Here is a 26,729-nt window from a genome sequence, read left to right on the forward strand (position 1 = left end):
ATGAGAAGAGTACTGTCCCCTTATCTGACGCTCAAGGCACCCATATGGGTAGATCTCCACATGGTCCTCCGGCGCCCCAACTACTGCCAGGGCAACGAGGTGATTGCCCCTTGGTCCCGGAGGATTTCCGGGAACCAAGGGGCAATCACATACGCACCAAGGAGGGCCTCACATCGGCCTCACCTCAGCCGAAGTACTGGTCCATGAGCTTGACCAGCTCGATGCCGTAGTGGCGCGATGCCGCCCAGCCACCACCGTTCGGGTTCTCCTGGATACCGAGGTACTGGATGTAGGGGGCCGACCCCTTGCGCACGTACTGGAAGCGCGGGTCCACCACCGGGTTCGCCAGGGAGCCGGCACTCACCCCGGCCTCCGCGTAGGCCCTCAAGTGCTGGGCCTGGGCCCGCAGGCCCACGCGCACACTCGGGAAGCGATTGCCCGCCACACCTCCCCCGGTGGCGCCCAGGCCGCCGAAGTTGAACTGGCTGACCTTCACATCCCCGCCGAACTGCAGCCAGCCGGTCTCCTTGACCACCTGGGCGAAGAGCAGCTCGGGGCTCACCCCCTCGGCCACGGCCTCCTCATAGACGATGGTGAAGAAGTCCTTGGCGGTCGGGGCACCTCCCCGCCCCAGAGCAGTAGCCGGATAGGAGCGCCCCGAGCCGGCGTAGGCCGAGGTCATCGTCGAGACGAGCCGGTCCTTGCTGGCGGTGGGGGCAGCCATCACCGGGCGCAGAGGCTGGGACTCCACGGCCCGGCCGCCCCGGTAGAGGGTGTAGGTCGATCCCTCGAGGCTCCACCCGTCCTTGACCTCCCTGGCCGCCGAGGCCTCACCGATCCAGGCGCCCGAGCCGGAGAAGCTGTGGGAGGCGCCGTCGATCCGCACCGTGCCGGTGGCCATGGCGCCGCTGGAGGGGTTCAGGTAGTACCAGGTGCCGCTGATCTTCTGCCAGCCGGTGGCCATCGCCCCACTGGAGGACAGGTAGTACCAGGAGCCGCCCACCTTCGCCCAGCCCGTGGCCATCGCACCATTGGAGGGGTTCAGGTAGTACCAGGTGCCGCTGATCTTCTGCCAGCCCGTGGTCATCGCCCCACTGGAGGCCAGGTAGTACCAGGCCCCACCGACCTTCTGCCAGCCCGTGGCCATCGCACCGCTGGAGCCCAGGAGGTACCAGGACCCGCCGATCTTCTGCCAGCCCGCGGCCATGGCACCGCTGGAGGGATGGAGGTAGTACCAGGCCCCGCCGATCTTCTGCCAGCCCGTGGCCATCGCCCCACTGGAGGACAGGTAGTACCACGACCCGCCGGACTTCAGCCAGCCCGTGGCCATGGCGCCGTCAGAGCCCAGGAAGTACCAGGAGCCCCCCACCTTCTGCCAGCCCGTGGCCATCGCCCCACCGGGGGGATTGAGGTAGTACCACTGCCCCTTGTAGGACACCCAGCCGGTGGACTTGGCTCCGTCGGCGCTGTAGTGGCGCCACACGCCGCCCTCCTTGACCCACCGGGAGCCGTCATGCATCTGGGACTGGGCGATGGAGCGGATCTGCCCCAGGCGCGAGTAGCCGACATTGCCGGGGCAGGCGGTATAGCCCACGTCCCGGTGCCCCAGGATGCGGGGCAGGGTCACCGTACTGCCCGCCGCGTACTTCTCAGTGGTCTTGATGGTGAAGGGCGCCGACCCGGTGGCGTCGCTCACGCCGGCGCGCCCCAGGAACCAGCCGGCCATCCGCCCCACCGCATCGAGCTGGGAGGCGGAGGGTGCCACCGTGCTGTAGTCGCCCATCATCGACAGGCCCATCGTGCCCGTATTCGCCCCGCGGGCGTGCGCGCCCACCGCCATCTTGCCGGCGGCGGCCCTGGTGGAGCCGTAGCGGCCCTCGAAGACCTGGCCGTACTTGTCGATGAGGAAGTTGTAGCCGATGTCGCCCCAGTCCAGGGTGACGGCGTGGTAGTGGTAGATGCCCCGCACGATGGAGGGCGACTGGGAGGCGGTGTAGTTGTTCGTGCCGGCGGTGTGGTGGACCACCACGTGGCTGGCGCTGGCATAGGTGGGGCTCCAGGACATGTACGCGGGGTTGGCCCCCCACTGCTCTCGGGTGGTCACCGACACCGGCAGGCCACTGACCGTAGCCGCCAGAGCGGTGCTCACCCCCGGGCCGATCCCCATTCCGCCCGCCGGCGAGGCCGAGCCGTGGACGGCCGCAGACGACGGGGAGTGCTGGGGCGCCGGGGAGGGCGCCGCCTGCTCGGGCGCCTCGGCGGCCTGCGGCGCCGTCGTCGGCTCCACGGGACTGGCCGCAGGGCCGACGGGCTGGGCGCTCTGGGAGGCCACGGCCGTGGGCTCCGCCTGGGAGGTGGCCAGCTGCGAGGCCTCCAGTACCTCCTCGCCCTGGGGCCGGCCGGGCACGAGGGTCAGCTTGAGGTCGGCGGGCAGGGACTCGGCACTGCCGACCACGGAGGCCTGGACGGCCTCAGCCCCACCGGTGATGAACTCGGCGGTGCCGTTGAAGGTGCTCTCATCCGGGCCGCCGTCGACCAGCTCATTGAGGAACCACGGGGACCAGGCGCCGCCCTCGCGCACGCGCAGGTAGATCTGGACGTCCTCGGCCGGGCCCGACCCGCCGCTCCAGGTGAAGCCCGCGACATAGAAGTCGTCGACCTCCAGGGGGTCGGTGAGCAGCACGGCGTCGGCCTCGGGGTCCACCCCGGCCCCCACCTCGGCGGCCAGCAGTGAGGGCAGGCCCGGGCGCACGGACATGCCGCCGGAGGTGCCCGCCGGAGCCTCATCGCCCCGGTCCTGCGGGGAGGGCGTGTCTTGCGGTCCGGGCGAGGCGACATCGGGGGAGTCGAGCCCTCCCCGGCCCAGCTCCGTGCCGGCCCCCGAGGGGGTCGTCAGGGGCAGGATCTGGACGGGTGCGGGGTCCTGGGCGCTCTGCGGCTCAGCGATCGCCGCTGGTGGTGCTCCCACCAGGAGGAGGGGCATCGCTACCGCGACGCCGAGGAAGCGTCGTGCCGACATAGGTTTCCTTTCGGCAGGGGTTAAGAGTGATACGGAGAAGAAGCGCCCCGCGATCATGAGTCCCACGCGCAGAGAGTGTCGTGTGTGAACGCTGGGGCGTAAGTGACACATTACCGAGAAGTTCCTGAACGCAACACCAGAATCGACTCCAGAGCTGCCCCGCGACAGCGAACGCCGCGGGCCCCACACCCTCCCACCGCCCCTTTCTCCCGGAATCCCGGACTTTTTCCGGTGGCACAACAGAATCGTCACGATCCTGGGCCCATGGTCACGGATCGATCCCCGCCGCCGTCCTCGGGCCCGCGGCGGACCGCCTCGGGCCCGGCCACGCCGCCGGCCGTGTGGCATGATGACGCCGTCTGCCAGTGGCCTCGTCGGGCCCGCACCTCGTCAGTATCGGAGCAGCTCCTATGCACGTCCTCATCACCGGCGGCGCCGGCTTCATCGGCGCCAACTTCGTCCACCAGACCCTGCGCCGCCTCCCGGACGCCACCGTCACCGTCCTGGACAAGCTCACCTACGCGGGCAACCAGGGATCGCTGGCGGACCTCGGGGATCGTGCGACGCTGGTCGTGGGCGATATCGCCGACGCCGACACCGTCGACCCGCTGGTGGCCCAGGCCGACGTCGTCGTCCACTTCGCCGCGGAGTCCCACAACGACAACTCCCTGCGAGACCCCTCCCCCTTCATCCAGACCAACCTTGTGGGCACCTTCACCCTCTTAGAGGCCGTGCGCCGCCACGGGGTCCGCTTCCACCACGTGTCCACCGACGAGGTCTACGGGGACCTGGAGCTGGACGACCCCGCGAAGTTCACCCCCACCACCCCCTACAACCCCTCCTCCCCCTACTCCGCCTCCAAGGCCGGCTCGGACCTGCTGGTGCGCGCCTGGGTGCGCTCCTTCGGGGTGGAGGCCACCATCTCCAACTGCTCGAACAACTACGGCCCCTACCAGCACATCGAGAAGTTCATCCCCCGCCAGATCACCAACCTCATCGACGGCGTGCGCCCCAAGCTCTACGGCGCCGGGCAGAACGTGCGCGACTGGATCCACGTCCTGGACCACAACGACGCGGTGTGGGAGATCATCGACAAGGGCCGCATCGGGGAGACCTACCTCATCGGGGCCGAGGGGGAGAAGAGCAACAAGGAGGTCGTCGAGCTCATCTGCGAGCTCATGGGCCGCGAGCCCGACGACTACGAGCACGTGGCCGACCGCCCCGGCCACGACCTGCGCTACGCCATCGACAACTCCAAGCTGGTCCAGGAGCTGGGCTGGACACCGCGCTACACCGACTTCCGCTCGGGCCTGGAGGCCACCATCGCCTGGTACCGGGACAACGAGGACTGGTGGCGGCCGCTCAAGGCCGAGGTCGAGGCCAAGTACGCCGCCCAGGGCCAGTAGGCCGGAGCCGCCCCGCCTCCTGAGCCGGTCCTCGACTCAGGAGCCGTCCCGCTGCTGGTCCAGCAGGCCCGCCTGACTCGCCTGGGCCAGCGGGTCGCAGGCGGTGACGCGCCAGACGGCCACCTGCCCGTTGGTGGCCAGGAGCGTGAAGCCCTGCGAGGTATCGACATCGAGGTACCCGGGGAACTCCCCCCGGACCTCCCGCGGGTCCACGGTGCGGTCCTCGTAGTACAGGGGCGTGCCCCCGACCTCGTTGATGATGGCGCAGACCTTCGGGTCGGTGCGCAGCTCGTCGAAGGCCCTGCCCACGTAGCGCTTGTCCGGGCGGTCCCCCCCGACGCTGTTGATCCGGTGGAAGGACTCGACGTCGGTGAGGACGGGCAGCAGCCCGGCGCCGGAGGCGGGGTAGCCGTAGACCACCGCGTCATCCGGAAGAGACCGCTCCAGGTAGGCCATGAACTGCTCCTCCCCCGGACCCACCCAGGGGACGTGGATCATGTCATCCACGTCGTAGGCCCGGCGCGCCCATAGCGAGTCATCCTCCAGGGAGCCGTGGCCGATGGCGCCCACCGCGAGCGCGAGCACCAGGAGCCCTGCCACCGCCGTCGATCGACTCCCGCGGCGCAGGGCCTCCAGGCACCAGGTGCCCAGGCGGCCCAGGGCGTAGGCGGCCAGGACCCCGGCCAGGACGGCCAGGACGGCCCGGAAGCGGGCCTCATCACGCCACCAGCCCCCCACGTAGGCGCTCCACCAGCCCGCGGGCAGCACGGCGATGAGGTCGAGGATGAGGATGACGCTCCAGCACAGGACGAAGGTCCACTGCCGCCTGGCAATGAGCAGTCCCAGGCCGACCAGGGAGGCCAGCGCCAGCACGAGGTGGTGCCAGACAGTGCCGACCTCGGCGAAGGGCGCCAGGGTCAGGGCGTTGAGCAGGGCCCGGCCCGCGGGCACCTCGGTGCGGTAGTAGGTGCCCATGAACCGAAGGGTCGACGAGGCGCCCATGACCGCCAGGAGGAGCAGGCCGGCCAGGGCCGGCAGGGGCGAGGCCAGGCGCGCCCAGAGCCCCAGGCGCCGCCAGGCGGCGAGGAGCTGGCCGCTCCACACCAGCCCCAGCACGGCGCCGACGACGATGAGGATCTGCCCGGCGCCCGCATGCGCAAGCCCGACCCCCGCCACTGCCGCCAGGGCCGCGCACAGGGTGCCCAGGCGCGCTCGGTCGCCGAACCACTCCACGACGGCGGCCAGGGCGAAGGGGATGAGCGCCACCGACAGGGCGGTGGGAGCCTGCCCGTGGAAGTAGAGCATGAGGCCGGGGAACCACATGGTGACCGTGGCAGTGAAGGGCGCGAGGGCCATCGCCACCGCCCCGCCTCCCAGGGCCCGCACCAGGGCGATGCACCCCAGGGGCGTCAGGAGCGCGGAGACCATGATGAGCACGATGTTGAAGCCGGTGGTGACGGGGACGCCGGGCAGGATGGCGGCCACGGCGTGCCACAGGTTGGGGTAGTAGCCCCCGCCGTTGACCGGGTGGGCGGAGGTCAGGAGGGAGGCGTTGCCGTTGGCCCTGATCTCGGCGATGAGGTTGAGGTGGAACATCGCGTCGTGGTTCTGGAAGATCGCCGAGGGCCGGTCCATGGCCTCGATGAGCACGACGGTCTGGGGGATGGCCACCACCAGCACGCCGATGATCCCCGGCCAGTACTCACGGGGCCCCCACCGCCCGGGGTTCATCGACTGCTCCCTGAGCGCCCGGCGCGCCCAGTGCCTCCACTCCCCCCGGTTGTCCCAGAGCTCGGCGACGGCGGCCAGCCGGGGGCGGCCCTGGCGCCGCAGGACGCCGGCGGCGCCGAGGATGCAGGCACCCAGGAGCAGGGCGGTGGCCGTGCCCAGAGTCCAGTCCACCCCCGCCCGGTCCAGCAGGACGGTGGAGGCGGTGATGGCGATGACGCCGAGCCCCGGCGCTCCGGCCAGGGCGGCAAGGCGGCCGGTACCCAGGGCGCGCAGGAGGAGGGCCCCGGGGGCCACGAGGGCGATAAGGAGCAGGGCCGCCAGTGCCAATGCCATCGCCCATTCGGTCACAATAGGAAGGCTATCCCATGGCCCCGGCGCTGAGGCGCTGGACACCGCCGGTGATCCTTTTGCAATCCTCCCCGTCCTCCTCCGCCTCTCTGCCTCCGCCGAGCCCGACGGTTCTCACCGAGACCGACGGTGCTACCGCCTGCTTCAGTGAGAAGTGTCGGGCTCGGCGGGGAGGGATGGGGCTCGGGGTCAGGTGCAGGCGGTGATGCGCCACAGGACCGCCGTGCCCTGACTGTCAATGGGCTCGAGCGCACTGCGCGGCACCTCTGCCAGCGCCTGTCCCCACAGCGGCTTGCGGGCTCCTCCGACGACGCCGTCTGCAGGGGCGTCGTCGGAGTAGTAGTAGGCGGCCCCGTGCCGGCGCAGGATCTCGCAGACCCTCGGCTCGGTCTCGATCCGGTTGGCGTTATTGCCCAACCAGGTCAGCTCCTCGCTGACCGGCCCGGGCCGGGAGGGGTAGATGACGCGCACCCCGGACACGCTCCACAGATAGGGGCTTCCGTTGGAGGGATCCCCCAGGACCACGGCGTCCTCGGGCAGCACCTGCGGGGCGCGGCGGATGAGCTCCAGCTCGCCGTCGGAGAGCATGGCGCCGTAGGAGACGCTGTCCGGATCGTGGATGGCCGCCAGGAGATCCTCGCGCAGCCCCCACCTCCAGGCCGGCGCCAGCAGAAGGGACGCCAGCAGGATTGCGACGGGCACATCCCTGCGGGCCCGCACCAGCAGTGGGCGCATAGCGGCGGGCAGGCGACGGGCCTTGTCATCGTCATCCTGGCCGCCAGCACCCCTAGTACCCCATCGACGTGTCGCCTCCTGGATGCCGATGGCTGCCAGAACGAGCATCGCCACGGTCAGCAGCGGCATAATGCGGGCGCGCTGGGTGTACCAGGGGCCCGCCAGTAGCCGCAGGGGCCAGGCCGGCCCGGTGGCCAGGAGGAGCAGGAGCAGTGATGCACCGGCGCCCACCGCCCAGGCGCGCACCTGCGGCACGCGCTTCCAGGCCCCGGCACCCAGGACAGCCAGGACGAGCACCACGATATTGCCCGGGATCCAGGGGAAGAAGGTCGCCAGCAGGGGATGGTCGACAACGACGGCGAACAGCGTCTCCCAGATCGTGGCAGACCCCCGCTGGAAGCTGAAGACCGAGATGAGCGAGCGGCGCATGAACCAGGCCCCGCCGACCACCACCGCCAGACAGCCGGCCAGGGCCAGCACCAGAGCGGCGCGCGCCAGGCCGCCGCGCACCCAGATACGGCGCACAGCCGGGAGTCCCCCCATGATCACGACGGGAAGCCCCAGGACGACGAGGTTGAAGACCCCAGTGCCGTGGGCCATGACGACGCCCAGCGCCCCGAGACCGGCCAGCATCCAGGCCGAGCCTCGGCGCACCGCGCCCACGCTCCCCCGGCGCACCGCACGCACGAGCAGCGCCAGCGCACCGGGCAGCACAACGACAGACAGCCCGTAGGGCCACACGCTGGTGAGCATGAGCAGCGGCGCAATGACCGAGCCGGCCAGCGCGCCGCCCACGGCCAGTGACCTGCCGGTATCCCGCAGCACCTCGCGCAGGAGGGCCGCCATGCTCAGCGGCCACACCAGTGCGCCCAACACAGCCACCATCGCATTGGCACCTGTCACCACGTCCCCGGGCAGCAGGGAGGCCAGGGCGTGCCAGCCTGTGGGGTAGTAGACGCTCATACCGTCGTACATGGGGGCCAGGCCGCCAAGGAAGGATGCGTCCCCCGTAAGGCGGACGAAGGCTGTGGCGGACAGGTGGAAGACGCCGTCGGAGGCCTGTGCGGGGCTGTCCCAGCCATTGGTGCCGACCGCCACCGGGATGGCGGTCAGGACGACGGCCAGTACCAGGGCTCCAGCAAACTCCAGGGCGTCGCGGCGCCCCATGGCGGGGCGATCCAGGCCCTCCCCCCGCCCGGCTGCGGCACGGCGCCCCAGCCAGGTGCACACCAGGCCCGTGACGATTCCGCTCACAAGCAGAACCATTGGCCAGCCCGTCAGGAGGATCGCGGGGGCCCAGCGCTGTGAGGAGCGCTGGGCCAGCAGGGTCGCCGGACCGAGGATCGCCAGGCTCAGGGCTGGGGCAGCCCCTAGAGCCGTGGTGCCCCGAGCTCCCCAGGCCCGGGCCAGGAGCCAGCCGGGCGTGAGGATCAGGGCGGCGGTTGCCGCCAGGACAAGGGCAGGAGCGTTGGTCACTGGCCTCCGCCGATGGTCAGGCGCGGTACGCCGCTCCAGGCGGCGGGATCGGTGGCGCGGCGCCCGTCGAGCAGCAGGCGCAGGCCGGGCAGGTCGGTGGGCGCCAGCTCGCGGTACTCGGCGTGGTCGGCCTGGACGATGGCCACATCGACCTGCTCGCCCAGGTGGTAGGGGGTCCAGCCGAAGGAGGCCAGCTCCTCGTCGGTGTACATGGGGTCGTGGACGCTGACCCTGGCGCCGGCGGCCTCCAGTGCCTCGACGGCGGGGAAGACCCCGGAGAAGGCGGTCTCCTTGACCCCGCCCCGGTAGGAGGCTCCCAGGACCACCACGTGCAGGCCCTCCAGGGAGCCGAGGACCTCCTGGGCCCGGTCCACCACGTAGCCGGGCATGGTGGCGTTGAAGGTGCGCGCGGTGCGCACCACCGAGGCGTCGGGGTCGGTGGACAGGTACAGGCGCGGGTAGACGGGGATGCAGTGGCCGCCCACGGCGATCCCGGGCTTGTGGATGTGGGAGTAGGGCTGGGAGTTGCAGGCCTCGATGACGCGCTCGACGTCGAAGCCGGCCTTGTCGGCGTAGACGGCGAACTGGTTGGCCAGCCCGATGTTGACGTCCCGGTAGGTGGTCTCGGCGAGCTTGGCCATCTCGGCGGCCTCGGCGGTGCCCATGTCCCACACGCCGTTGGGGCGGGGCAGGTCCTCGCGCTCATCGAAGTCCAGGACCTGCTCGTAGAACTCGATGCCGGCCCGGGTGCCGGCCTCGCTCAGGCCCCCCACGAGCTTGGGGTAGCGGCGCAGGTCGGCGAAGACCCGGCCGGTGAGCACGCGCTCGGGGCTGAAGACCAGGTGGAAGTCCTTGCCCTCCTCCAGGCCCGAGATCCTCTCGATCATGGGCTTCCAGCGGCCCCGCAGGGTGCCCACGGGCAGGGTGGTCTCATAGGAGATGAGGGTGCCGGGGCTCAGGTGCTCGGCCAGGGAGGCGGTGGCGGCGTCCATCCAGGCGAAGTCGGGCTCCCAGGTGGCGTCGTCGACGAACAGCGGCACCACCAGCACGATCGCCTCGGCGCCCGGGATGGCCTGGGAGTAGTCGGTGGTGGCGCGCAGGGAGCCGTTGCCGGTGGCGGGGCTCAGGGCGGCGAGCTTCTCGGCCAGGTGGGCCTCCCCGGGGAAGGGCTCGATCCCGGCGTTGACGGCCTCGACGGTGGCCGGGTTGACGTCCACCCCGATGACCTCGTGGCCCTTCTCGGCGTACTGGACGGCCAGGGGGAGCCCGATCTTGCCCAGGGCGACGACGGCGATACGCATGCTTGTCCCTTCTTTCGTCCCGCCCGGCACCGCGCCGAGGGGATGAGGTTCCTTGGGGTCCTATGTCTTGCGCCCACCGGGCACCGGCCCAGGATAGTGCAGGCGTGGGACGGCTCGGCCAGGCGGGGCGGGTCTCAGCCGGTGTAGCACATATCGATGCGGTAGACGGCGGCCTGGCCGCCGCGGTCGACCAGGGTGAAGCCCTGGGCCACCCCCACCCCGTACAGGCCGGGGCGGAGCATCGGCGTGGGGACGCCGTTGAAGGGCTGGGAGACGTCCCGGTAGAAGTGGGTGATGCCGTGCTTGCGCACGATCTCGCACACCCGCGGGTCGCGGTGGATGTCGCGGAAGTGGTAGCGCAGGTAGAGCCCGTCGGCGTCGGAGTCGGCCTGGCCGGCGAACATCCACACGCTGCGCCGCCCGGAGGTGAAGGGCAGCATGGCGGTGCCCGCCACGGGGTCGCCCACGACCAGGGCGTCGGGCGGCAGCTCGCTGCTCAGGCGCTCGATCATCGCCAGCTCGGCGGAGGAGACGACCATGCGGGTGTGCCCCAGGCGCGGGGCGAAGGCCCCGGCGACGTCGAGGCGCAGTGCCGGCAGGCTCCCCACCGTCCCGGCGACCAGGACGACGAGGGCGGCCACTGCAGGGCTCCAGCGCCTCATCGGGCCCCCGGCGGGCCGGGGCAGGGTGTCGGGCAGGGCGCCGTCGGGCGCCTGCTGCACACCCCCATGGGTCGGCGGGCGGCCGGCCTCGGCCCCGGTGGCCCTGCCTGCCCGGCTGCGCCCGCGCCGCCAGTCCCACAGCTCCACCAGCCAGGGGCCCAGGGCCGCCATGGCGATGACGGCCAGCAGGATGGCGGGCACGGCAGTCATGGCCTTGAGCCGGTGGGGGTTGTTGTAGAAGGTGCCGGTCAGGGAGGACAGGATCGGCACCGGGGCCGTGGCCGCCAGGGTCAGGGGCAGGCAGGCCACCCAGGCCACGGCCACCCCCCGGTGGCGGTGGCGCACATAGGACACCGCCACGCCCAGGAAGCACAGGAGCGCCAGGGTGATGTAGACGGTCTTGGTCATCCATCCCCCGCCCCCGTAGAACAGCAGCACCGGGATGGCCAGCTTGATGATGGGGTTGTCCCAGTTGCGGTCGGGACTGCGACTGAAGTGCTCCTGCTGGGGGCCGGGGGCCAGGACGAAGACGATGCCCGCCACGACCACCATGGCGGCCAGGCCCAGCAGCATCATCCCCCGCCGCCGGCGGCGGGCCTCACCCGAGCGCAGGTGCCGGGTGCCGGCCAGCAGGATGCCCGTCCAGGCGACGACGGCCAGGGGCCAGCCGATGATGACGCTGGCCGAGGGGTGGGCCAGGATGACGCCCAGCAGTCCCGCCATGGGCGCCAGGAGCACCAGGGGGGTGCGGCGCCGCCGCCCCACGGCCCACAGCCACATGCAGCGCCGCCAGGCCGCCACCATCCAGGCCACGACGGCGGGGCTGGCGGCCAGGGCCAGGCAGTAGGGCCAGACCGCGGTGTCCATGAGCAGGCGCATGGGGAAGATGGGGGTCAGGCCCGCCGCCCCCAGGGTCAGGAGCACCGACCCCCGGATCTCGGGCAGGATGACCTGGGCGAGGTAGACCATCCCCACCAGCCACACCAGGGGCACCACCAGGAGCATGACATTGGTGACCGGCACCACCTGGGTCCAGCCCACGGCCACGATGGTGACGATCTCGTGCCAGACCATCGGGTAGAAGCTGTACTTGCCGTCCAGGCCGAACATGCCCGCATTGCCGTCGAGCATGGAGGCGTTGCCGGTGTGCTCGATGAGCCAGGCCTGATTGTAGTGGTAGATCGAGTCGGCCGACTGGATGGGGATGCCCGGGCCCGTGCCCGGGAGCACCGGCAGGGTCATGATCACCCAGGTCACCACGATGGCCCCCCACACCAGGGCCGGCGATCCCAGGGTGGCGCGGGCATCGGCCATGGGCGGCTCCCCCGGGGCGCCCATGGAGCTGGTGGCCCCGGGCCCATCATCAGGCGCGGGGCCCAACCAGGTGCGCAGGCCCGGGTGCTCCCCGCGCAGGCGCAGCCACCCCCAGCGGGTGGCGGCCACGGCCAGGGCGCACACGATGATGTAGGCGATGACGGTGGGGGCGTGCCAGCGCACCCCCAGGAGGCGGAAGAGCAGGCCTCCGACTCCCATGAGCAGGAAGGTCATGGCGGGGGCGCAGGCGATGGCGGCCAGCCGGTAGCGCGCTCCCCCGGCCACCAGGATGAGCCATCCGGGGGCGAAGGTGGTGATGACGAGCAGGCCCAGGATGGGCAGGGCCGTGATCCACGGGCTCACCCGCGCACCACCTCCCGCAGCCGGCGGGCCACGGACTCCCCGGTGGCCTCCAGGGAGCGGTGCACCCGGACCCAGGCGTGCAGGCGCTCGGCCCGCTCCCGGCGCCCCTGGCCGCCCTGCGCCTCCAGGGCGGCGTCCTGGTCCAGGGCCAGGCCCAGGGCGCGGGCGACGTCGTCGGCCTCGTAGGCGGCCGCCCACCCCAGGGAGCCGTCCTCCAGGTCGGCGCGCACCGGGCCGAGGCCCGCGTAGACCACGGGGGTGCCGCAGGCCAGGGCCGCCAGGACCTTGGTGGGGTAGGCGAAGTCGTAGCCCTGGCCGGGGCGGATGGAGACCAGGCAGGCGGCGGCGCCGCGCTGCCAGCGGGCGGCGTCCTGGGGGGCCATGAGGTCGTGCATGACGACGGCGGGGGCGCCGTCGGGGCCGGGGGGCAGGGCGGCGGCGGCCCGGGCGATGGCATCCCAGTCCGAGCCCTGCCCGATGAACAGGGCCTGCGCGCCGGGGTGGGTGCGGCGCACCTGGGCCAGGGCCTGGACGAAGATGCCGGCCCCCTGCCACTCCGAGGCGGTCCCGGCGTAGACCAGGTAGGGGCCGGTGATGCCCAGGGCCTCGCGCTCGGCAGGCGTGGGCGTGGGGCCGGTGGGCTCGAACACGGAGGTGTCGATCCCGTTGGGGATGACCACGACCTTGCGGGCGCCCAGGGCGCGCACCCGCTCGGCGACCTCCTCGTTGACGGCGATGACGGCCTGGGCGCCCCGCACGGCGTAGGCCTCGGCGGCGCGCACGGCGCGCGCCACGAAGCCGGGGGCGCCGGTGGAGGCCACGGCCTCGGACCACACGTCCGGGGCGTACCACACGTAGGGGGTGCGCCGCAGGGCGCAGATGGTGCGGGCCACCACCCCGGTGGTGGGCGGGGGCTCGACCAGGACGACGTCGGGGCGCGGTGCCAGCCCCAGGCGCAGCGCCAGGGGGGCGTCGAAGGACAGGTAGGGCAGGTAGCCGCGCAGGTAGCCCGACTCGTCGCGCAGGGCGGGCCAGCGCGAGACCGACACCCCCGGGGGGTCCTGGACCTGGGGCGCGGGGACGCCGTCGCGGCCGGGGACCGTGGTGGTCAGGACCCGCACGGGCACGCCGTGGCGGGCCAGGGCGCGCTCGACGCCGTCGAGGCGGAAGGAGGCGGCGGCGGCCTCGGGCAGGTGGATGCGGGTGGCCAGGAGCGCCCCTCCACGTCTGAACCTGGTCATGGCGTCCTCTCGGTCGTGTCGGTCATGCATCCTGCCGGGGTGGTGCTGGCGGTCGGGGCCGGGCCGCTGAGGACCTCGGCGACGGTGCGGGCCCGGGCCTGCCAGGTCTGGGTGGGCAGGACCTGGCGCATGCGCTCCCGCACGGCGGCCAGCTCCTCGGGGGCGTGGGCGAGTCGGCGCAGGAGGGCGGCCAGGGCCGCCGGGTCGTAGTCGAGCGCCCAGCCGATCCCCATCTGCTCGACCAGGCGGCCGGTCTGGGTGCCGCGCACGGCGATGACGGGCAGCTCGTGGGCCAGGTACTCGTAGAGCTTGTAGGGCACCGCGAAGTCCCAGTAGGGGTTGGGCTCGGTGAAGAGCACCCCCAGGGCCGCCCGGGCGTAGAGGGGCTCCAGCTCGGACCCGGAGCGGTGGATGACCTGGCAGCGCCCCGGGGGCAGGAGGGGGGCGTAGTGGTCGCGCGACTCCTCCCAGGTCTCCTGGCGCACGCACAGGGTCAGGCGGGCCTCATCGACCTGGCGCACCGCCTCCAGGCAGGCGTCGAGACGGTAGTTGTCCTGCAGGACGCCCACGAAGAGCAGCTCCAGGCCCTGCCCCGTGGGCCGCGAGACGCTGGTGGCCTGCGGCGCCCCGGGGGGCAGTGCGCTCATGCGCTGGACGGGGAAGAGGGGGACGTGGCGGGCCATGGCCTGGCTGGGCAGGAAGAGGTGGGCCCCGGCGGCGCGCAGGCCCAGCAGCTCACCGCGGTAGGCGGCTTGGAGCCCGGCCTCCAGCACCGGGTGGATGCCCTCGCGGAAGCGGGGGAAGCGCCAGTACACGTCCCGGTAGAAGACCCCGGTCCCGGCCCCGCGGGAGCGGCAGTGGGCCAGGAAGGCGGTGTCGAGCAGGGGGTGGGGGGGCAGGTGGCGCGGCTCGGTCAGGGCGCTGGGGATGGTGGCGTTCTCGGAGTAGACGAAGGCGGGGCGCCGCCCGTCCCGCATGGCCCGGCGCACCCGCTCCATGGCCCGGCGCCGCTGGGCCGCATAGCCGGTGACCTCCATGACCTCATAGCCCAGCTCCATGAAGGCCCGGCGCATGGCCAGCGGGCGCAGCATCGAGGCGGCCACCCGGTCCGGCTGGAGCGGAAAGGGGGCGTGGAAGACCATGAGCTCCCGCTCCGCGACGTGCTGGGTCACGCCGTCACCTCCGTTTACTGCACATGTGCTCTGGCGTTGTGGTTCATGGGTGGGCAAAGGGCATCGAGCGGCATGGACGTGGGTGGTGCGCACGTCCGGGCCGGGGCTCCGCCGGGCCCACGCCGTACCCCGGCTGATTCCTGCCATCAGCCTACCCATCATAAATCGCTCCACCACTCACCGTTGATGCATGCGGGGCGGCGATGCGCACAGATGATGCGCACAGATGCGCGACCAGCCGGGCCGCGCTCCGCGTCGCGGTGGGGGCGCGGTGGGGGCACACGACGGGGGCGGGACGGCGCCATGATGCGCGATTCCGGGGGTTGGGCCGGGCCGGTCCCTTGACCGGCGTGTGGCACACTGTGCCTGATCACTCGGCGTCGCGCCGCTGCTGGCCCGCCCCGATGGCGGCCCGACCGCGAGCGCCCGGAGGATCGGTTTGACGGGTTCATTGCCGGATATGGGAGAGCGCGACGTGAACGACCTTGAGGTGGACCTGCGGCTCATCAGCCCCCACTGGCGCCGGGAGGCGGCCGGCGCGACCACCGGTGAGTCCGCCGTCGCCCCGGGCGGCGCCCCGACCAGCGTCCCGGGCCTGTGGGTGCGCAGCGACCTGCCCTGCCCCGCGCCCACGGATCCTGCCGCGCTGCGCTCCCACCCCGGCCGCCTGGCGGCCGTCGAGGTGGGGGCCGGCGAGGTGGTGCTGACGCAGGACCGCCTGCGCTCCTGGCCGCTGTTCTGGTCGATCCAGCCCCCCGCCTCCCCACAGGCCCGCCCGCGCCTGGTCATCAGTGATGACGCCGCGGCCATGCGCGGGGCCCTGGAGAGCCCCGCCCTCGATGAGCGCGCCTGCCGCGAGCTGGTCGACGCCGGATTCGTCTCGGGCTCCGACACCCTCCTGCGGGGCGTGTTCCAGGTGGAGCAGGGCTCGATGGTGCGCATCGACCTGGGCTCGGGCACCGCGCGCACCACCACTCACAGCCTGGGCAGGTTCAGCCAGCCCCAGGAGCAGGTCGAGGATCCGCAGGTCTTCTCCGAGATGCTGGAGGAGGCCCTGGACGCCGTCATGGGGCGCCTGGTGGACGGGCTGGGGGATGCCCGGATCGTCCTGCCCCTCTCCGGGGGCCTGGACTCGCGGCTGCTGGTGGCCTGGCTGGCCATCCACGGGCTGAGCGACCGCGTGGTGTCCTTCACCTATGGGCGCCCGGGATCGCGCGAGATGGAGGTCTCGCGGGCGGTGGCCCAGGCGGTGGGCATGCCGTGGCACGCGGTGGACTATGTGCCCCGGACCCTGCGCGAGGCCTGGCGCACCCAGGAGGCCGCCGACTTCCTGGCGAGCAGCTACGCGCTCAGCGCCCTGCCCCATGTGCAGGACTGGTACGCGCTGCGCGAGCTGCTGGAGCGCGGGGTCATCGGCCCCGGGGACGTGGTGCTGCCCGGCCACACGGTGGTGGGCAATATGCATGACGAGCACCTGCTGGAGGCCGCCCCGGTCTCCCGCGGCCAGGTGGCCCGAGCCATCATCTGGCACCACCAGGAGCTCCAGGGCCGTCAGGCCCAGGCCTGGGCCGACCCCTACCGGGCCGCGAAGCTCAAGGACTTCCTGGCCCTGTGGCCCTTCACGGGGGATACCCGCGATGTGCAGAGCATCCTGGAGTCCTACAACCTGCGCGAACGCCAGACGAAGTACATCAACAACTCGGTGCGCGCCTATGAGCACCTGGGCCTGGAGTGGGCCCTGCCGATGCTGGATGTGGAGTTCTGGGAGGCCTGGCACCGCGGGGCGGTGGGGCTGACGGCCACGCGCGACTTCTACGGCGTGTTCATCGGGCGGCTGTGGGCCAGGGCCACGGGCTCAGGGCAGGACGGGCCGGAGGACCTGCCCTACTTCGCGGTCACCCAGGTCGATGAGGCGACGCGCTCGCGCCTGAAGTCGGCCCTGGCGGCCACGGGCCTGCTGCCGCTGGCCGAGCGCAGCTTCTCGACCTGGTCGACGCTGCATGACTCCATGGCCTTCGACGCGTTCATCACCGATGTACCGCGGCCGGTGGCGGCCGCCCAGCTGATGGCGGGCCGCAAGCTGCTGGGCTTCTGGACCAGCGCCTTCCTGGCCGACACGTGGTGCCCGGCCTCCCGGCTCTTCTCCGACCTGCCGCGTCTCTGAGCCGGTCGCCGTCGGGGGACGTGCGGAGCGTCGTCGGGGCGGGCGCCGGCCGGTCAGCGGCTGATGCCGCCAGCGCACTCCTCGTGGACGCGCCGGTAGGCGGCGCCCACGCTGGCTGAGGAGAAGCGGTCGCCGATGGTGGCGGCGATGGCGGCGGGACCGGCGTCGGCCAGGCGCTCGTGGGTCTCCACGACGGCCGCCGCCCACTGGGCGGGGTCGGATGCCAGGGGCAGGACGGTGCCGTTGGCCTCGGTGACGTACTCGCTCTGACCCCCGGCGTCGGAGACGACGACGGGACGGCCGCTGGTGATGGCCTCGGCGGCGGAGACGAAGAAGTTGTCGCCCCGGGTGGGGCCGATGAAGACGTCGGCGCGGGCGAGCTCGGCGCGCACGCCCGCGGCGTCCAGGCCGCCGGTCAGGCGGGTGTGCTGGGCCAGGGCCGGGGAGGTGGCCAGGCGCGCCTCGATGTCCTGGCGCAGCGGCCCCTCCCCCACGAAGGTCATGGTGGACCGCTGCCCGGCGGCGAGCAGCTCGGCAAGGATGTCGAGGCAGGCCAGGGGGTCCTTGCGCTCGATGAGGCCGCCGACGGTGACCATGTCGATGGAGGCGTTCCGGGGGGCGGGCTCCAGGTGCTCCTGGGGCTCGACGATGCAGGGCACGACGAGGGTGGACAGGCCGTGGCGCATGGCGCGGATGGGGGTGGCCAGGTACTCGCAGACGGCGGTGACGACGTCGGGGCGGGTCAGTCCGTGGCCGACCACCGGCACGGCGGCGCTCAGGGCGGGCCCCAGGGTGTCGGGGTTGGTCAGGCCCGACCAGTGCTCGGTGTGGACCCAGGGGTGGGTGATCCGGTGGGCGTGGTCCAGAGCGGTCAGGGGCAGCAGGGAGCTCATGGCCATGGAGTGCAGGACGTCGGTGCCCTCCAGGGCGGGGGCCAGGGCGCGCGCGGCCCGGGCCACGGACAGGGGGTTGGCGGGGGCCATGGGGATGGTCAGGACCCGCATACCCTCCAGGTAGTGGTGGCGCCGCCCGTCGTCCTGGTGGGGCGGGGCCAGGTGGATGATGCGCACCTCCTGGCCGGCCTGGGCCATGGCGGCGCAGTCGCGCAGGACGAAGGAGCCGGAGCTGGGGGCGAGGGCGGTGGGCAGCCAGGTGGTCACGACGGTCACACGCATGGGGCCACTCTATGCGCCCTCCATGCGTGCCGCCTGGATGCGCGCGGGCCCCGTAGGATCGGGGCATGCGCGTCGTTTCCGTTGTCGGGGCCCGGCCCCAGTTCGTCAAGCTCGCCCCCGTGGCCCACGCCATGGATGCCGCCGGGGTGGAGCACGTCATCATCCACACCGGGCAGCACTACGACCCGATGCTCTCCGATGTCTTCTTCTCCGACCTGGGCATCCCCGCCCCGGACCTGCACCTGGGGGTGGGCTCGGGGGGCCACGGCGCCCAGACCGGGGCGATGCTCGCGGCCCTCGACGAGGCACTGCCGGGCCTGTCCCCCGACTGGGTGCTGGTCTACGGGGATACCAACTCCACACTGGCCGCGGCCCTGGCCGCAGTCAAGCTGCACCTGCCGGTGGCCCACCTGGAGGCGGGGCTGCGCTCCTTCAACCGCGCCATGCCCGAGGAGATCAACCGGGTCCTGACCGACCACGCCGCCGACCTGCTCCTGACCCCCACGGCGGTGGGCGCCGGGCACCTGGCCGATGAGGGCCTGAGCGGGCGCACCGTGGTGGTGGGCGATGTCATGACCGACGTGCTGCTCCAGGTGCGCGATCGCGTGGCCGGTCAGCCCTCCCCGGTCATGGCCGAGCTGGACCTGGACGAGGGCGGCTACTCCCTGGCCACCATCCACCGCGCGGAGAACACCGACGACGCCGCGCGCCTGGCCGCGGTCCTGGACTCCCTGGCGGCGGTGGACCACCCGGTGGTGCTGCTGGCCCACCCGCGCCTGGTGGCCAAGTGCGCCGAGCACGGCCTGGAACTGCCGGCCTCCGGGCGCGGCTCGCTGCTGGTCCACCCGCCCCTGGCCTACCCCGAGCTCATCGCCTCGGCCCTGCATGCACGCGGCGTCATCACCGATTCCGGCGGCCTGCAGAAGGAGGCCTTCCTACTGCGCGTGCCCACCACCACGGTGCGCCCCCAGACCGAGTGGGTGGAGACCGTCGAGCTGGGGTGGAATGTGCTGGTCGAGCCCGGCCCGGCCCTAGTGGAGGCCGCCGGCCGCCCGCGCCCGGCCGAGCCCGCCCAGGAGGACGCCCACCCCTACGGGGATGGCCACGCCGCCGAGCGCGTCGTCGAGGAGCTGGCCGCCCACAGGCGCTCGCAGGCCTGAGCGGGCCGCCAGTCTCCGGCCGCCGCGGCCCTGCTCCTCCGGGCCTGGCCCCATGCCGCCGGGGTTAGCCGTATATCGCAGAGTTGTCGGCACACTGCAGGGGATGTCGGTACTCCGCACCCCTGGGACCCCTCCGATCTGCAGACAACCCTGCCAATCCGCAGACAACCCCGCGATTTGCGGACAACGCGGCGATCCACGCCCCTCCCCGACCCCAACAACAGAGCGGCTCACCGATGGCGACAGCCCGCTCAGGCACGTTCAGGCCTGCTCGGCCCCCTCGACCCCTTCCAGGGCCACCAGGCCCTCGGTGAACTCGCGGTACTGGCGCTCGGCGTCGGACATGCGCGCCCAGGTGGCGTGCGCCTCCCGGCTCATCGCCTCATAGGCCTGCTCGTCCAGGTCCATGACGGACTCCACGGCGTCGGCGATCTGCGCGGGGCTGACCTCCACCGGGATGAGACGGCCGTTGACGCCGTCGTGCACGATCTCGCCCGTGCCCCCGGCGGCGGTGGCCACCACCGGCAGGCCCGTGGCCTGGGCCTCCATGACCGAGACCGGCACCCCCTCGCCGTCAGAGCAGTTGAGGAAGCAGGAGAAGTCCTGCGAGGCATAGAGCTCTCGCACCTCGGCATTGGTCATATGCCCGGTGAAGGTCACCGGGCTGCGGCTGATGGCGGCCCGGGCGCGCTCGCGCATGGCCTCCAGGCGCTCGGCGTCGAACTCCCCGATATGGGTCCAGGCCACACGCCGCCCGCGCCGCTCCAGCTCGGCGACGGCCTCCACGATGAGGTCCACCCGCTTATAGGGGGCCATGTGGGAGCAGGAGACCAGGGCGAAGGGCTCGGTGGGGCGGCGCCGGGTCGCCTTCGCGGCCGGCACGCCCAGGCGCCGCACCTCGATCCTGTCAGTGACCCCCGGGAAGCGGCGGAGCAGGAAGCCGGCCGCGTACTGGGAGATCGGGTACACCCGGTCCACCGCCCTCATGACGAAGCGGCGCGCCGGCACGTACCCGCGCGGCGCATCCTTCTCATCGACGTCGTAGGCGTGGGCCCGGGCCACCACCCGCACCCTGCGGCCCGCCAGCTCGCGGCGGCGCAGCATGCCGCCCAGGGCCGCCCCGGTGAAGAACCAGTAGGAGTAGATGACCAGGCTGCTCGAACCCTCCAGGCCCAGAGAGGGCAGGAGGCGGCGCATCCGGCTGTAGGCGCTCAGGGCGATCGCGGCGAAGCGCACATCCATGCCGAAGCGCCCCGGGCTGCGCCACGGGGGCGTCTCGACCATGCGCTCGCGCCCCAGGAGGATCTGGGGGGCGCGCAGGAGCGCCTGGGCCCGCCAGTCGGGCAGGCGCGAGGCCGGCAGGAGGGCGCAGCGGGCATTGGGCGGCAGGGGGCGGGTCTGGCGGGCCCCCTCGCTCAGGCGCACCGGCACGATGACCACCTCATCGAAGGCGGCGCACAGGGTCTCGATCTCCTGCTCCAGGAACTCCTCGCCCACCTCGTAGGGGTAGAAGTCGGTGAGCAGCAGCAGGCTGCGGCGGCCTGCCCCGCTGGCGGCTTCGGCGCGCTCGCCCCCAGCCCGTGGTGCCTGCGTCATGGTGCGGTCCCTTCACATCAACAAGGCGGACGTCGCCCCAGGATAGGGCACGCACCGCCCCGGGGCCCGGGCGGCAGGCCCGCGGATCGCCAGGCACATCCGTGACGCCCGCTCTCCGTCCAACCAGCCTCAGCCCGTCCGCCGTACCGCCACGTCAGTCCAGCCCCAGCCCGGTGTCGGCGCGGCCCCCTCCGGCCTCGCCCGGCCTCAGTGCCCGGCCTCCTGGCCCTCCTGCCCGGTCTCGGGCCGACCGGCCCCGGGCCGGGGCGTGCGGTCGAAGTGGCCGGCGGCCAGGTCGGCCATGAGGGTCATGAGGACCAGCAGCCCGCCCATGATCGCCCCCAGGATGTAGCTGGTGGCCAGCAGGTCCAGCGGGGAGAGCGCCAGCCAGGCCAGGGGCGCGGCGGCATAGAGGATGGAGAAGCCCAGCAGCCAGTCCTGGTGCTCGGTGACCACGAACAGGTTCGAGATCGGGGAGGTGATGAGCAGCATGAACAGCCAGGGGGTCAGCGCCCGGCCGAAGTCGCCGGCCTGATCCCACTGGCCCCCGAAGAACAGGGGGAAGAACCAGGGGGACAGCAGGTAGATGAGGGCGAAGGGCACCGCGCCCACCAGCACCGCCCGCCTGATGGTGGCGCGCACCAGGGGCCGCATCTGGCCCGGCTCGATGGCCGAGAGCTTCTGGAAGAACACGCGGGCCACCGCGCCGTTGATGAGGATGAGGGGCGCGTCCAGCACCCGCCAGGCCAGCTGGAACTGGCCCAGGGCGGCCGCGGAGTACCCGCCGATGAGCAACTGGATGCCATTGAGCCGCACGGCGTCCACCAGGGCGTTGGGGGCGTTGAGCAGTGGCATCCGCCGGTAGCGGCGGGCCGCCCAGCGCAGCGGCGGGGCGTCGGCGGGCAGGGCTCGCCGCAGGGCCGGCGCCTGGCGCCCCAGGTTGAGGAAGGCGAAGAGCTGCCCGGCCGTATGCCCCAGGATGAGACCCGGCAGGCCCCCCAGCCAGGTCAGCCCCAGGAGGAGCTGCCCCCCGGTCAGGCCGATCTGCTGCTCGGCCTGGTTGACCGCGATGACACGGTAGTCGCTGTGGCGGTTGAACCAGTACTTCAGCAGCTCGACCCCCGCCATGAGCAGCGTGGTCAGGCCCAGCAGCGGCAGCCAGGCCGCCAGCTCCCCGCCCCAGTAGCGGGCGGCCAGGCCCCGCAGCGGGAAGGACAGCACCGTGGCCAGCGCGGAGACCACGACGATGCACCACATGCCCAGCCTGGCCACGCTCAGCGCCTGGGCATCGGTCTTGGGCAGCATGATCGCCATGTCGTAGCGCAGGGCCGCCACCGCCACCACGATGGAGGCCACCGCGATATAGGCGGCCAGGTGCCCCATGTCCTCGGGGGTGTAGATGCGCGCCAGGACCATCGTCATGAGGAAGGTGATGACCTGGGCCACGGCCGTGCCCGTCATGAGGGTGAGCACATGGCCCAGGAAGGGCGAGGAGCGCAGGACCGAGGCCGCGTGCTCGCGCAGCCGCCCCACGGCCCCCCTCACCGCGCCGCCCCGACGACGGCGCCCCGCGCGCAACCGGGCGCCCCGCCGGGCCTGCGGGCACTGGCCCGCACGGGCGCGCCAGTGGCAATGGTCCCCACGGGCGGCGTCACGGGGTGCGTCACAGGGTGATGGTCCGCGACTCGGCCGCCGAGACCAGCACCGCCTCGACGACGTCGAGCGTGGCCACGCCCTCGGCCATGGTGACGTGCTGGGAGCCCACCCCGCGCACGGCGTCGCGGAAGTGCTCCTGCTCCAGGGCCAGGGGCTCGCGCTTGGCGATGGCGTAGCGGATGACGTCGCCCTCGCTGACCCCCCGGAAGTTGGCCACCTGGTCCCAGGTGGAGGCCACCGTCCCATTGGCGTGGAAGGTCAGGTCCCCGGTGAGGGTGTCGGCCACGAAGGCGCCCTTCTCCCCCAGGGCGATGGTCACCCGCTCCTTGAAGGGGGTGAGCCAGTTGACCTCGTGGCAGGCGATGACGCCGTTGGCCAGGCGCCCGTTGGCCACCATGAGGTCCTCGGTCTGCCGGCCGGAGCGGTGGGCCACCTGGGCGCTGATGGTGGCGTAGGGGGCGCCGGCCACCCAGGCGGTCAGGTCGATGTCGTGGGTGGCCAGGTCCTTGACCACGCCCACGTCGCTGATGCGCGCCGGGAAGGGCCCCTGGCGGCGGGTGATGACCTGGTAGACCTCCCCCAGGTCGCCCCGGTCCAGGCGCTCGCGCAGGGCCCGCAGGGCGGGGTTGCAGCGCTCGACGTAGCCCACGGCGCCCACCAGGCCCTGGGAGGCGAAGGCCTGGGCCACGCGGCGGCCCGCGGCGGCGTCGTGCGCGATGGGCTTCTCCACCATGGTGTGCACGCCCGCCTCGGCCAGGGCCAGGGCCACCTGCTCGTGGTAGACGGTGGGCACGGCCACCATGGCGGCGTCCAGCCCGGCGTCGATGAGCTCCTCGATGCCGCCCAGCACCGGCAGGTCCCCGGCCACCCCGAAGCGGTCCCCGCCCGGGTCGGCCACGGCCACCAACTCCATGCCCTCGGTGGTGCGGATGACGCGGGCGTGGTGGCGCCCCATGGAGCCCAGGCCGATGAGGCCCACGCGCAGGGGGGCCTCGGCGGTGCCCTTGTCGGGCAGGTGCCTCATGGGCGCCTGCGGGGCGCCGTCGGCGCCATCGGTGCTCGCCGGTGCGGCGGCCAGGCCATCGGGGGTGATGTGCTCGCTCATCTCAGGCACCCGCCTTCACGGTCGCGGCCACGGCCTCGACGATGCGCTCGAGGTCCTCGCGGCTCAGGCTGGGGTGGACGGGCAGGGAGAGGCACTCGCGGGCGGCCTTCTCCGTGCCGGGCAGCTCCAGGCCCGGGGCGTAGGGGGCCAGGGACTCCAGGCGGTGGTTGGGGATGGGGTAGTACACGCCGGTGCCCACCTGCCACTCCTCGCGCAGGGCGGCCTGAACGGCGTCGCGCTCGGCGGCACTGGCCCCCTCCAGGCGGATCGTGTACTGGTGGTAGACGTGTGTGTACCCCTCGGGCACGGCGGGGGTGACCACGCCCGCGACCCCGGCCAGGCCCTCGTCCAGGGCGGCGGCGTTGGCCTGGCGGGCCGAGGTCCAGCCGGCCAGCCTGGTCAGCTGGACGCGGCCGACGGCGGCACCCACGTCGGTCATGCGGTTGTTGAGGCCCACCAGCTCGTTGGCGTACTGCTTGTCCATGCCCTGGTTGCGGATGAGGCGGCAGCGGCGCGCCAGCTCGGGGTCGGAGGTGGTGATCATGCCGCCCTCGAGGCTGGTCATGTTCTTGGTGGGGTAGAAGGAGAAGGAGCCCCAGGCCCCGAAGGTGCCCACGGGCCTGCCGTCGATGGCTGCGGCGTGGGCCTGGGCGGCGTCCTCGAAGACCGCCAGGCCGTGGCGCTCGGCGATCTGCAGGATCGCGGGCATGTTCGCGGGCAGTCCGTAGAGGTGGACCACCTCGATGGCGGCCGTGCGCTCGGTGATGGCGGCCTCGACACTGGCCGGGTCCAGGGTGAAGGTGACCGGGTCGATGTCGGCGAAGACCGGCCGGGCGCCCGAGACGGCCACCGAGTTGCCGGTGGCCGCGAAGGTGAAGGAGGGGACGATGACCTCGGCGCCCTCGGGCAGCCGGCTGGCCAGGGTGGCCACGTGCTGGGCGGAGGTGCCGGAGTTGACGGCCACGGACTCGGCCCCGGCCACCACCTGGGCGCTGAACTCCTCCTCGAAGGCCTTGACCTGGGGGCCCTGGACCACCATGCCCGAGGCGATGACCGCATCGACGGCCTCGCGCTCCTCCTGGCCGATGATGGGCTTGGCGGCGGGGATGAACTCGCGTGACATCAGTGGGTGACCTCTCGGATGGTGGTGTCGGACTCTTCGTACAGGGCGCCGGTGACGGGGCAGCGCCAGCGCGCCGCCCCCTCACTGCCGCCCTCGATGGGGACCAGGGGCTCGCCGGCGCGCCCCACCCAGCCGATGCGGCGGGCCGGAACGCCCGCGACCAGGGCGTGGGCGGGCACATCCTTGGTGACCACGGCGCCGGCGGCCACCGTGGCCCACGCCCCGATGCGCACCGGGGCCACGCACACGGCGCGCGCCCCGATGGAGGCGCCCTGCTCGATGCTCACCCCCACCGGCTCCCAATCGCTGGCGGACTTCAGGGTGCCGTCGGGATTGACGGCGCGGGGGAAGTGGTCGTTGGTCAGGGTCACCGCCGGGCCGATGAAGACCCCGTCGGCCAGGACCGCGGGCTCGTAGACCAGGGCGTAGTTCTGCACCTTGCAGTTGTCGCCCATGCGCACCCCCTCACCGATGTAGGCGCCACGGCCCACGACGCAGTTCTCACCGAGCACGGCTCTCTCGCGCACCTGGGCGAGGTGCCAGATGCTCGTTCCCTCGCCGATGGCGGCCTCGGGGGAGACATCGGCGGTGGGGGCGATACGGGTGGGCACAGCGGCTCCTGGGGGTGGACGACGGGGTCATGGCCGACGGAGGCCCCTGCCGCCCGGGGGAGCGGCGGCGCCCTCGCAGCGGAGCGAGACGGACCAGCAGGCCGCCTGAGGCTCTGACGAACGCAGTTATCCTAACCGCCTTCGACAGCCTGGGCGGCGCGCCGTGCGAGAATGCGGGGGTGATTTCTCCTGACCCCGCCCCCGGCACCGGCACCTCACCAGCGCCGCCGCGCTCCCCGGCCGCCACGGTCACCGACGCCTGGCTGGTCATCCCCCTGTTCAATGAGGCCACCGTCATCCGCGGGGTCATCGAGCAGGCCCGGCAGATCTTCCCCCTGGTCGTCGTGGTCGACGACGGCTCGACCGACGACTCGGCGCGCCAGGCCGAGCTGGCGGGGGCCGTCGTCGTGCGCCACCCCGTCAACCTGGGCCAGGGCGCCGCCCTGCAGACCGGATTCCGCTACCTGCTGGAGCGCACCGAGGCCGCCTACGCGGTCACCTTCGACGCCGACGGGCAGCACTCGGCCCAGGACGCCGCCGACATGGTGCGCGCCGCCCGCCAGGAGGACCTGGCCGTCGTCCTGGGCTCGCGCTTCCTCAAGGGCCCCTCCCCCGTGGGCTGGCTCAAGCGCCTGGTGCTGCGCACCGCGGCGGCGGTGAGCTCGCGCACCTCCGGCATGCGCCTGACCGACGCCCACAACGGCCTGCGGGTCCTGCGCCGCGATGCGCTCGAGCGCCTGGACCTGCGCCAGAACCGCATGGCGCACGCCAGTGAGATCGTCCGCCAGATCGGGGCCATGGGCCTGCCCTGGCGGGAGTTCCCGGTGACCATCACCTACACCGAGTACTCCAAGGCCAAGGGCCAGTCCCTGTGGAACTCCGTGAACATCCTCGTCGACCTGCTCTTCTCCTGAGCACCGCCCACGCACAAGGAGAGTCGCCATGAGCTCCCAGATCATCATCCAAGTCCTTCTCATCACCGCCGTCGCCGCCGTGGGGTGGATGATGATGCGCAGCCCCGGCGGGGCCCGCCACCAGGCCGCGCGCCGGGTGGCCACCCTGGCCTTCGCCCTGTTCGCCATCATCGCCATCCTCACCCCCTCCCTGACCACCACCGTGGCCCACATGGTGGGCGTGGGCCGCGGGGCCGACCTGCTGCTCTACGCACTGGTGGTCGCCTTCCTGGCCCAGGTCCTGTCCTCCTTCCGGCGCAATGCCGCCAGGGAGAGGCAGATCACTCGCCTGGCGCGCCGCATCGCCCTGGACGCCGCTCCCCCGCCGCCCAGCACCGCCGGCACCGGCACCACAGGGTCCGCTGGCACCGAGCGGCCCGCCGGCACCTGAGCGCCGTCGACCCGGCCCTGCGGGACC

The 26,729-nt window shown here is 72.6% G+C and carries 18 protein-coding genes; 5 read left to right on the top strand and 13 right to left on the bottom strand.

Features of this window, described 5'->3' with window-relative positions; genetic code table 11:
• Positions 1 to 184 precede the first annotated feature (184 nt).
• Positions 185 to 3,019, bottom strand: a complete 2,835-nt coding sequence (locus tag MANAM107_RS13155; protein WP_308443635.1) for an N-acetylmuramoyl-L-alanine amidase — start codon at positions 3,017 to 3,019, stop codon at positions 185 to 187.
• Between the two features lie 410 nt (positions 3,020 to 3,429).
• Between MANAM107_RS13155 and rfbB the strand changes: the two genes are divergently transcribed.
• Positions 3,430 to 4,425 (top strand): dTDP-glucose 4,6-dehydratase, encoded by a 996-nt coding sequence (gene rfbB, locus MANAM107_RS02635; protein WP_223910759.1) that lies wholly within the window; start codon positions 3,430 to 3,432, stop codon positions 4,423 to 4,425.
• A 36-nt stretch (positions 4,426 to 4,461) separates the two neighbouring features.
• Here rfbB and MANAM107_RS02640 read toward each other — a convergent pair whose 3' ends face one another.
• From MANAM107_RS02640 to MANAM107_RS02665, 6 genes are all read right to left on the bottom strand, one after another.
• Positions 4,462 to 6,489, bottom strand: coding sequence for a DUF6541 family protein (locus MANAM107_RS02640; protein ID WP_223910762.1), 2,028 nt, complete (start codon positions 6,487 to 6,489; stop codon positions 4,462 to 4,464).
• 204 nt (positions 6,490 to 6,693) lie between these two features.
• Positions 6,694 to 8,715 carry a DUF6541 family protein gene (locus MANAM107_RS02645; RefSeq protein WP_223910766.1) on the bottom strand — a complete coding sequence of 674 codons (2,022 nt, stop codon included), beginning with the start codon at positions 8,713 to 8,715 and terminating at the stop codon, positions 6,694 to 6,696.
• Positions 8,712 to 10,016: a nucleotide sugar dehydrogenase gene (locus tag MANAM107_RS02650; protein WP_179900340.1), complete on the bottom strand. Its 1,305-nt coding sequence runs from the start codon at positions 10,014 to 10,016 to the stop codon at positions 8,712 to 8,714. The genes MANAM107_RS02645 and MANAM107_RS02650 overlap by 4 nt, the downstream gene beginning before the upstream one ends.
• 134 nt (positions 10,017 to 10,150) lie before the next feature.
• Positions 10,151 to 12,355 (bottom strand): DUF6541 family protein, encoded by a 2,205-nt coding sequence (locus tag MANAM107_RS02655; RefSeq protein WP_223910770.1) that lies wholly within the window; start codon positions 12,353 to 12,355, stop codon positions 10,151 to 10,153.
• Positions 12,352 to 13,596 (bottom strand): glycosyltransferase, encoded by a 1,245-nt coding sequence (locus MANAM107_RS02660; protein ID WP_223910773.1) that lies wholly within the window; start codon positions 13,594 to 13,596, stop codon positions 12,352 to 12,354. The genes MANAM107_RS02655 and MANAM107_RS02660 overlap by 4 nt, the downstream gene beginning before the upstream one ends.
• A complete protein-coding gene (locus tag MANAM107_RS02665) occupies positions 13,593 to 14,768 on the bottom strand; it encodes a glycosyltransferase (RefSeq protein WP_223910776.1) in 1,176 nt (391 codons plus the stop codon). The genes MANAM107_RS02660 and MANAM107_RS02665 overlap by 4 nt, the downstream gene beginning before the upstream one ends.
• Before the next feature lie 475 nt (positions 14,769 to 15,243).
• Between MANAM107_RS02665 and MANAM107_RS02670 the strand changes: the two genes are divergently transcribed.
• A complete protein-coding gene (locus MANAM107_RS02670; RefSeq protein ID WP_223910779.1) occupies positions 15,244 to 16,932 on the top strand; it encodes an asparagine synthetase B family protein in 1,689 nt (562 codons plus the stop codon).
• A gap of 53 nt (positions 16,933 to 16,985) precedes the next feature.
• On the opposite strand, the gene MANAM107_RS02675 is transcribed toward MANAM107_RS02670, so the two are convergent.
• Entirely contained in the window at positions 16,986 to 18,107 is a 1,122-nt protein-coding gene (locus tag MANAM107_RS02675; RefSeq protein WP_223910782.1) for a glycosyltransferase family 4 protein, read from the bottom strand.
• A 65-nt stretch (positions 18,108 to 18,172) separates the two neighbouring features.
• Here MANAM107_RS02675 and wecB point away from each other — a divergent pair, with 65 nt between their 5' ends.
• Positions 18,173 to 19,267: a non-hydrolyzing UDP-N-acetylglucosamine 2-epimerase gene (wecB, locus tag MANAM107_RS02680; protein ID WP_223910785.1), complete on the top strand. Its 1,095-nt coding sequence runs from the start codon at positions 18,173 to 18,175 to the stop codon at positions 19,265 to 19,267.
• 261 nt (positions 19,268 to 19,528) lie between these two features.
• Here the strand turns inward: wecB and MANAM107_RS02685 are convergent, their stop codons facing one another.
• The 5 genes from MANAM107_RS02685 to MANAM107_RS02705 all read right to left on the bottom strand — a co-directional run bounded on the left by MANAM107_RS02685 (position 19,529) and on the right by MANAM107_RS02705 (position 25,358).
• Positions 19,529 to 20,863, bottom strand: a complete 1,335-nt coding sequence (locus MANAM107_RS02685) for a glycosyltransferase (protein WP_223910787.1) — start codon at positions 20,861 to 20,863, stop codon at positions 19,529 to 19,531.
• 207 nt (positions 20,864 to 21,070) lie between these two features.
• A complete protein-coding gene (locus tag MANAM107_RS02690) occupies positions 21,071 to 22,363 on the bottom strand; it encodes a lipopolysaccharide biosynthesis protein (protein WP_223912781.1) in 1,293 nt (430 codons plus the stop codon).
• A 163-nt stretch (positions 22,364 to 22,526) separates the two neighbouring features.
• Positions 22,527 to 23,624 carry a Gfo/Idh/MocA family protein gene (locus MANAM107_RS02695; protein ID WP_223910789.1) on the bottom strand — a complete coding sequence of 366 codons (1,098 nt, stop codon included), beginning with the start codon at positions 23,622 to 23,624 and terminating at the stop codon, positions 22,527 to 22,529.
• A 1-nt stretch (position 23,625) separates the two neighbouring features.
• Positions 23,626 to 24,747 (bottom strand): DegT/DnrJ/EryC1/StrS family aminotransferase, encoded by a 1,122-nt coding sequence (locus MANAM107_RS02700; protein WP_223910791.1) that lies wholly within the window; start codon positions 24,745 to 24,747, stop codon positions 23,626 to 23,628.
• Positions 24,747 to 25,358, bottom strand: a complete 612-nt coding sequence (locus MANAM107_RS02705) for an acyltransferase (RefSeq protein WP_223910793.1) — start codon at positions 25,356 to 25,358, stop codon at positions 24,747 to 24,749. The genes MANAM107_RS02700 and MANAM107_RS02705 overlap by 1 nt, the downstream gene beginning before the upstream one ends.
• 263 nt (positions 25,359 to 25,621) lie before the next feature.
• Between MANAM107_RS02705 and MANAM107_RS02710 the strand changes: the two genes are divergently transcribed.
• Positions 25,622 to 26,272 (top strand): glycosyltransferase family 2 protein, encoded by a 651-nt coding sequence (locus MANAM107_RS02710; protein WP_223912786.1) that lies wholly within the window; start codon positions 25,622 to 25,624, stop codon positions 26,270 to 26,272.
• A gap of 28 nt (positions 26,273 to 26,300) precedes the next feature.
• Entirely contained in the window at positions 26,301 to 26,702 is a 402-nt protein-coding gene (locus MANAM107_RS02715) for a DUF2304 domain-containing protein (RefSeq protein WP_223910795.1), read from the top strand.
• Positions 26,703 to 26,729: the final 27 nt, after the last annotated feature.

Origin of the sequence: Actinomyces capricornis, from assembly GCF_019974135.1 — a bacterium.
Taxonomy (GTDB): domain Bacteria; phylum Actinomycetota; class Actinomycetes; order Actinomycetales; family Actinomycetaceae; genus Actinomyces; species Actinomyces capricornis.

Coding starts and splice junctions, on each gene's coding strand:
- MANAM107_RS13155 (WP_308443635.1), bottom strand. CDS start 3,019: ATGTCGGCACGACGCTTCCTCGGCGTCGCGGTAGCGATGCCCCTCCTC.
- rfbB (WP_223910759.1), top strand. CDS start 3,430: ATGCACGTCCTCATCACCGGCGGCGCCGGCTTCATCGGCGCCAACTTC.
- MANAM107_RS02640 (WP_223910762.1), bottom strand. CDS start 6,489: ATGGCATTGGCACTGGCGGCCCTGCTCCTTATCGCCCTCGTGGCCCCC.
- MANAM107_RS02650 (WP_179900340.1), bottom strand. CDS start 10,016: ATGCGTATCGCCGTCGTCGCCCTGGGCAAGATCGGGCTCCCCCTGGCC.
- MANAM107_RS02660 (WP_223910773.1), bottom strand. CDS start 13,596: ATGACCAGGTTCAGACGTGGAGGGGCGCTCCTGGCCACCCGCATCCAC.
- MANAM107_RS02675 (WP_223910782.1), bottom strand. CDS start 18,107: ATGCGTGTGACCGTCGTGACCACCTGGCTGCCCACCGCCCTCGCCCCC.
- wecB (WP_223910785.1), top strand. CDS start 18,173: ATGCGCGTCGTTTCCGTTGTCGGGGCCCGGCCCCAGTTCGTCAAGCTC.
- MANAM107_RS02685 (WP_223910787.1), bottom strand. CDS start 20,863: ATGACGCAGGCACCACGGGCTGGGGGCGAGCGCGCCGAAGCCGCCAGC.
- MANAM107_RS02695 (WP_223910789.1), bottom strand. CDS start 23,624: ATGAGCGAGCACATCACCCCCGATGGCCTGGCCGCCGCACCGGCGAGC.
- MANAM107_RS02700 (WP_223910791.1), bottom strand. CDS start 24,747: ATGTCACGCGAGTTCATCCCCGCCGCCAAGCCCATCATCGGCCAGGAG.
- MANAM107_RS02715 (WP_223910795.1), top strand. CDS start 26,301: ATGAGCTCCCAGATCATCATCCAAGTCCTTCTCATCACCGCCGTCGCC.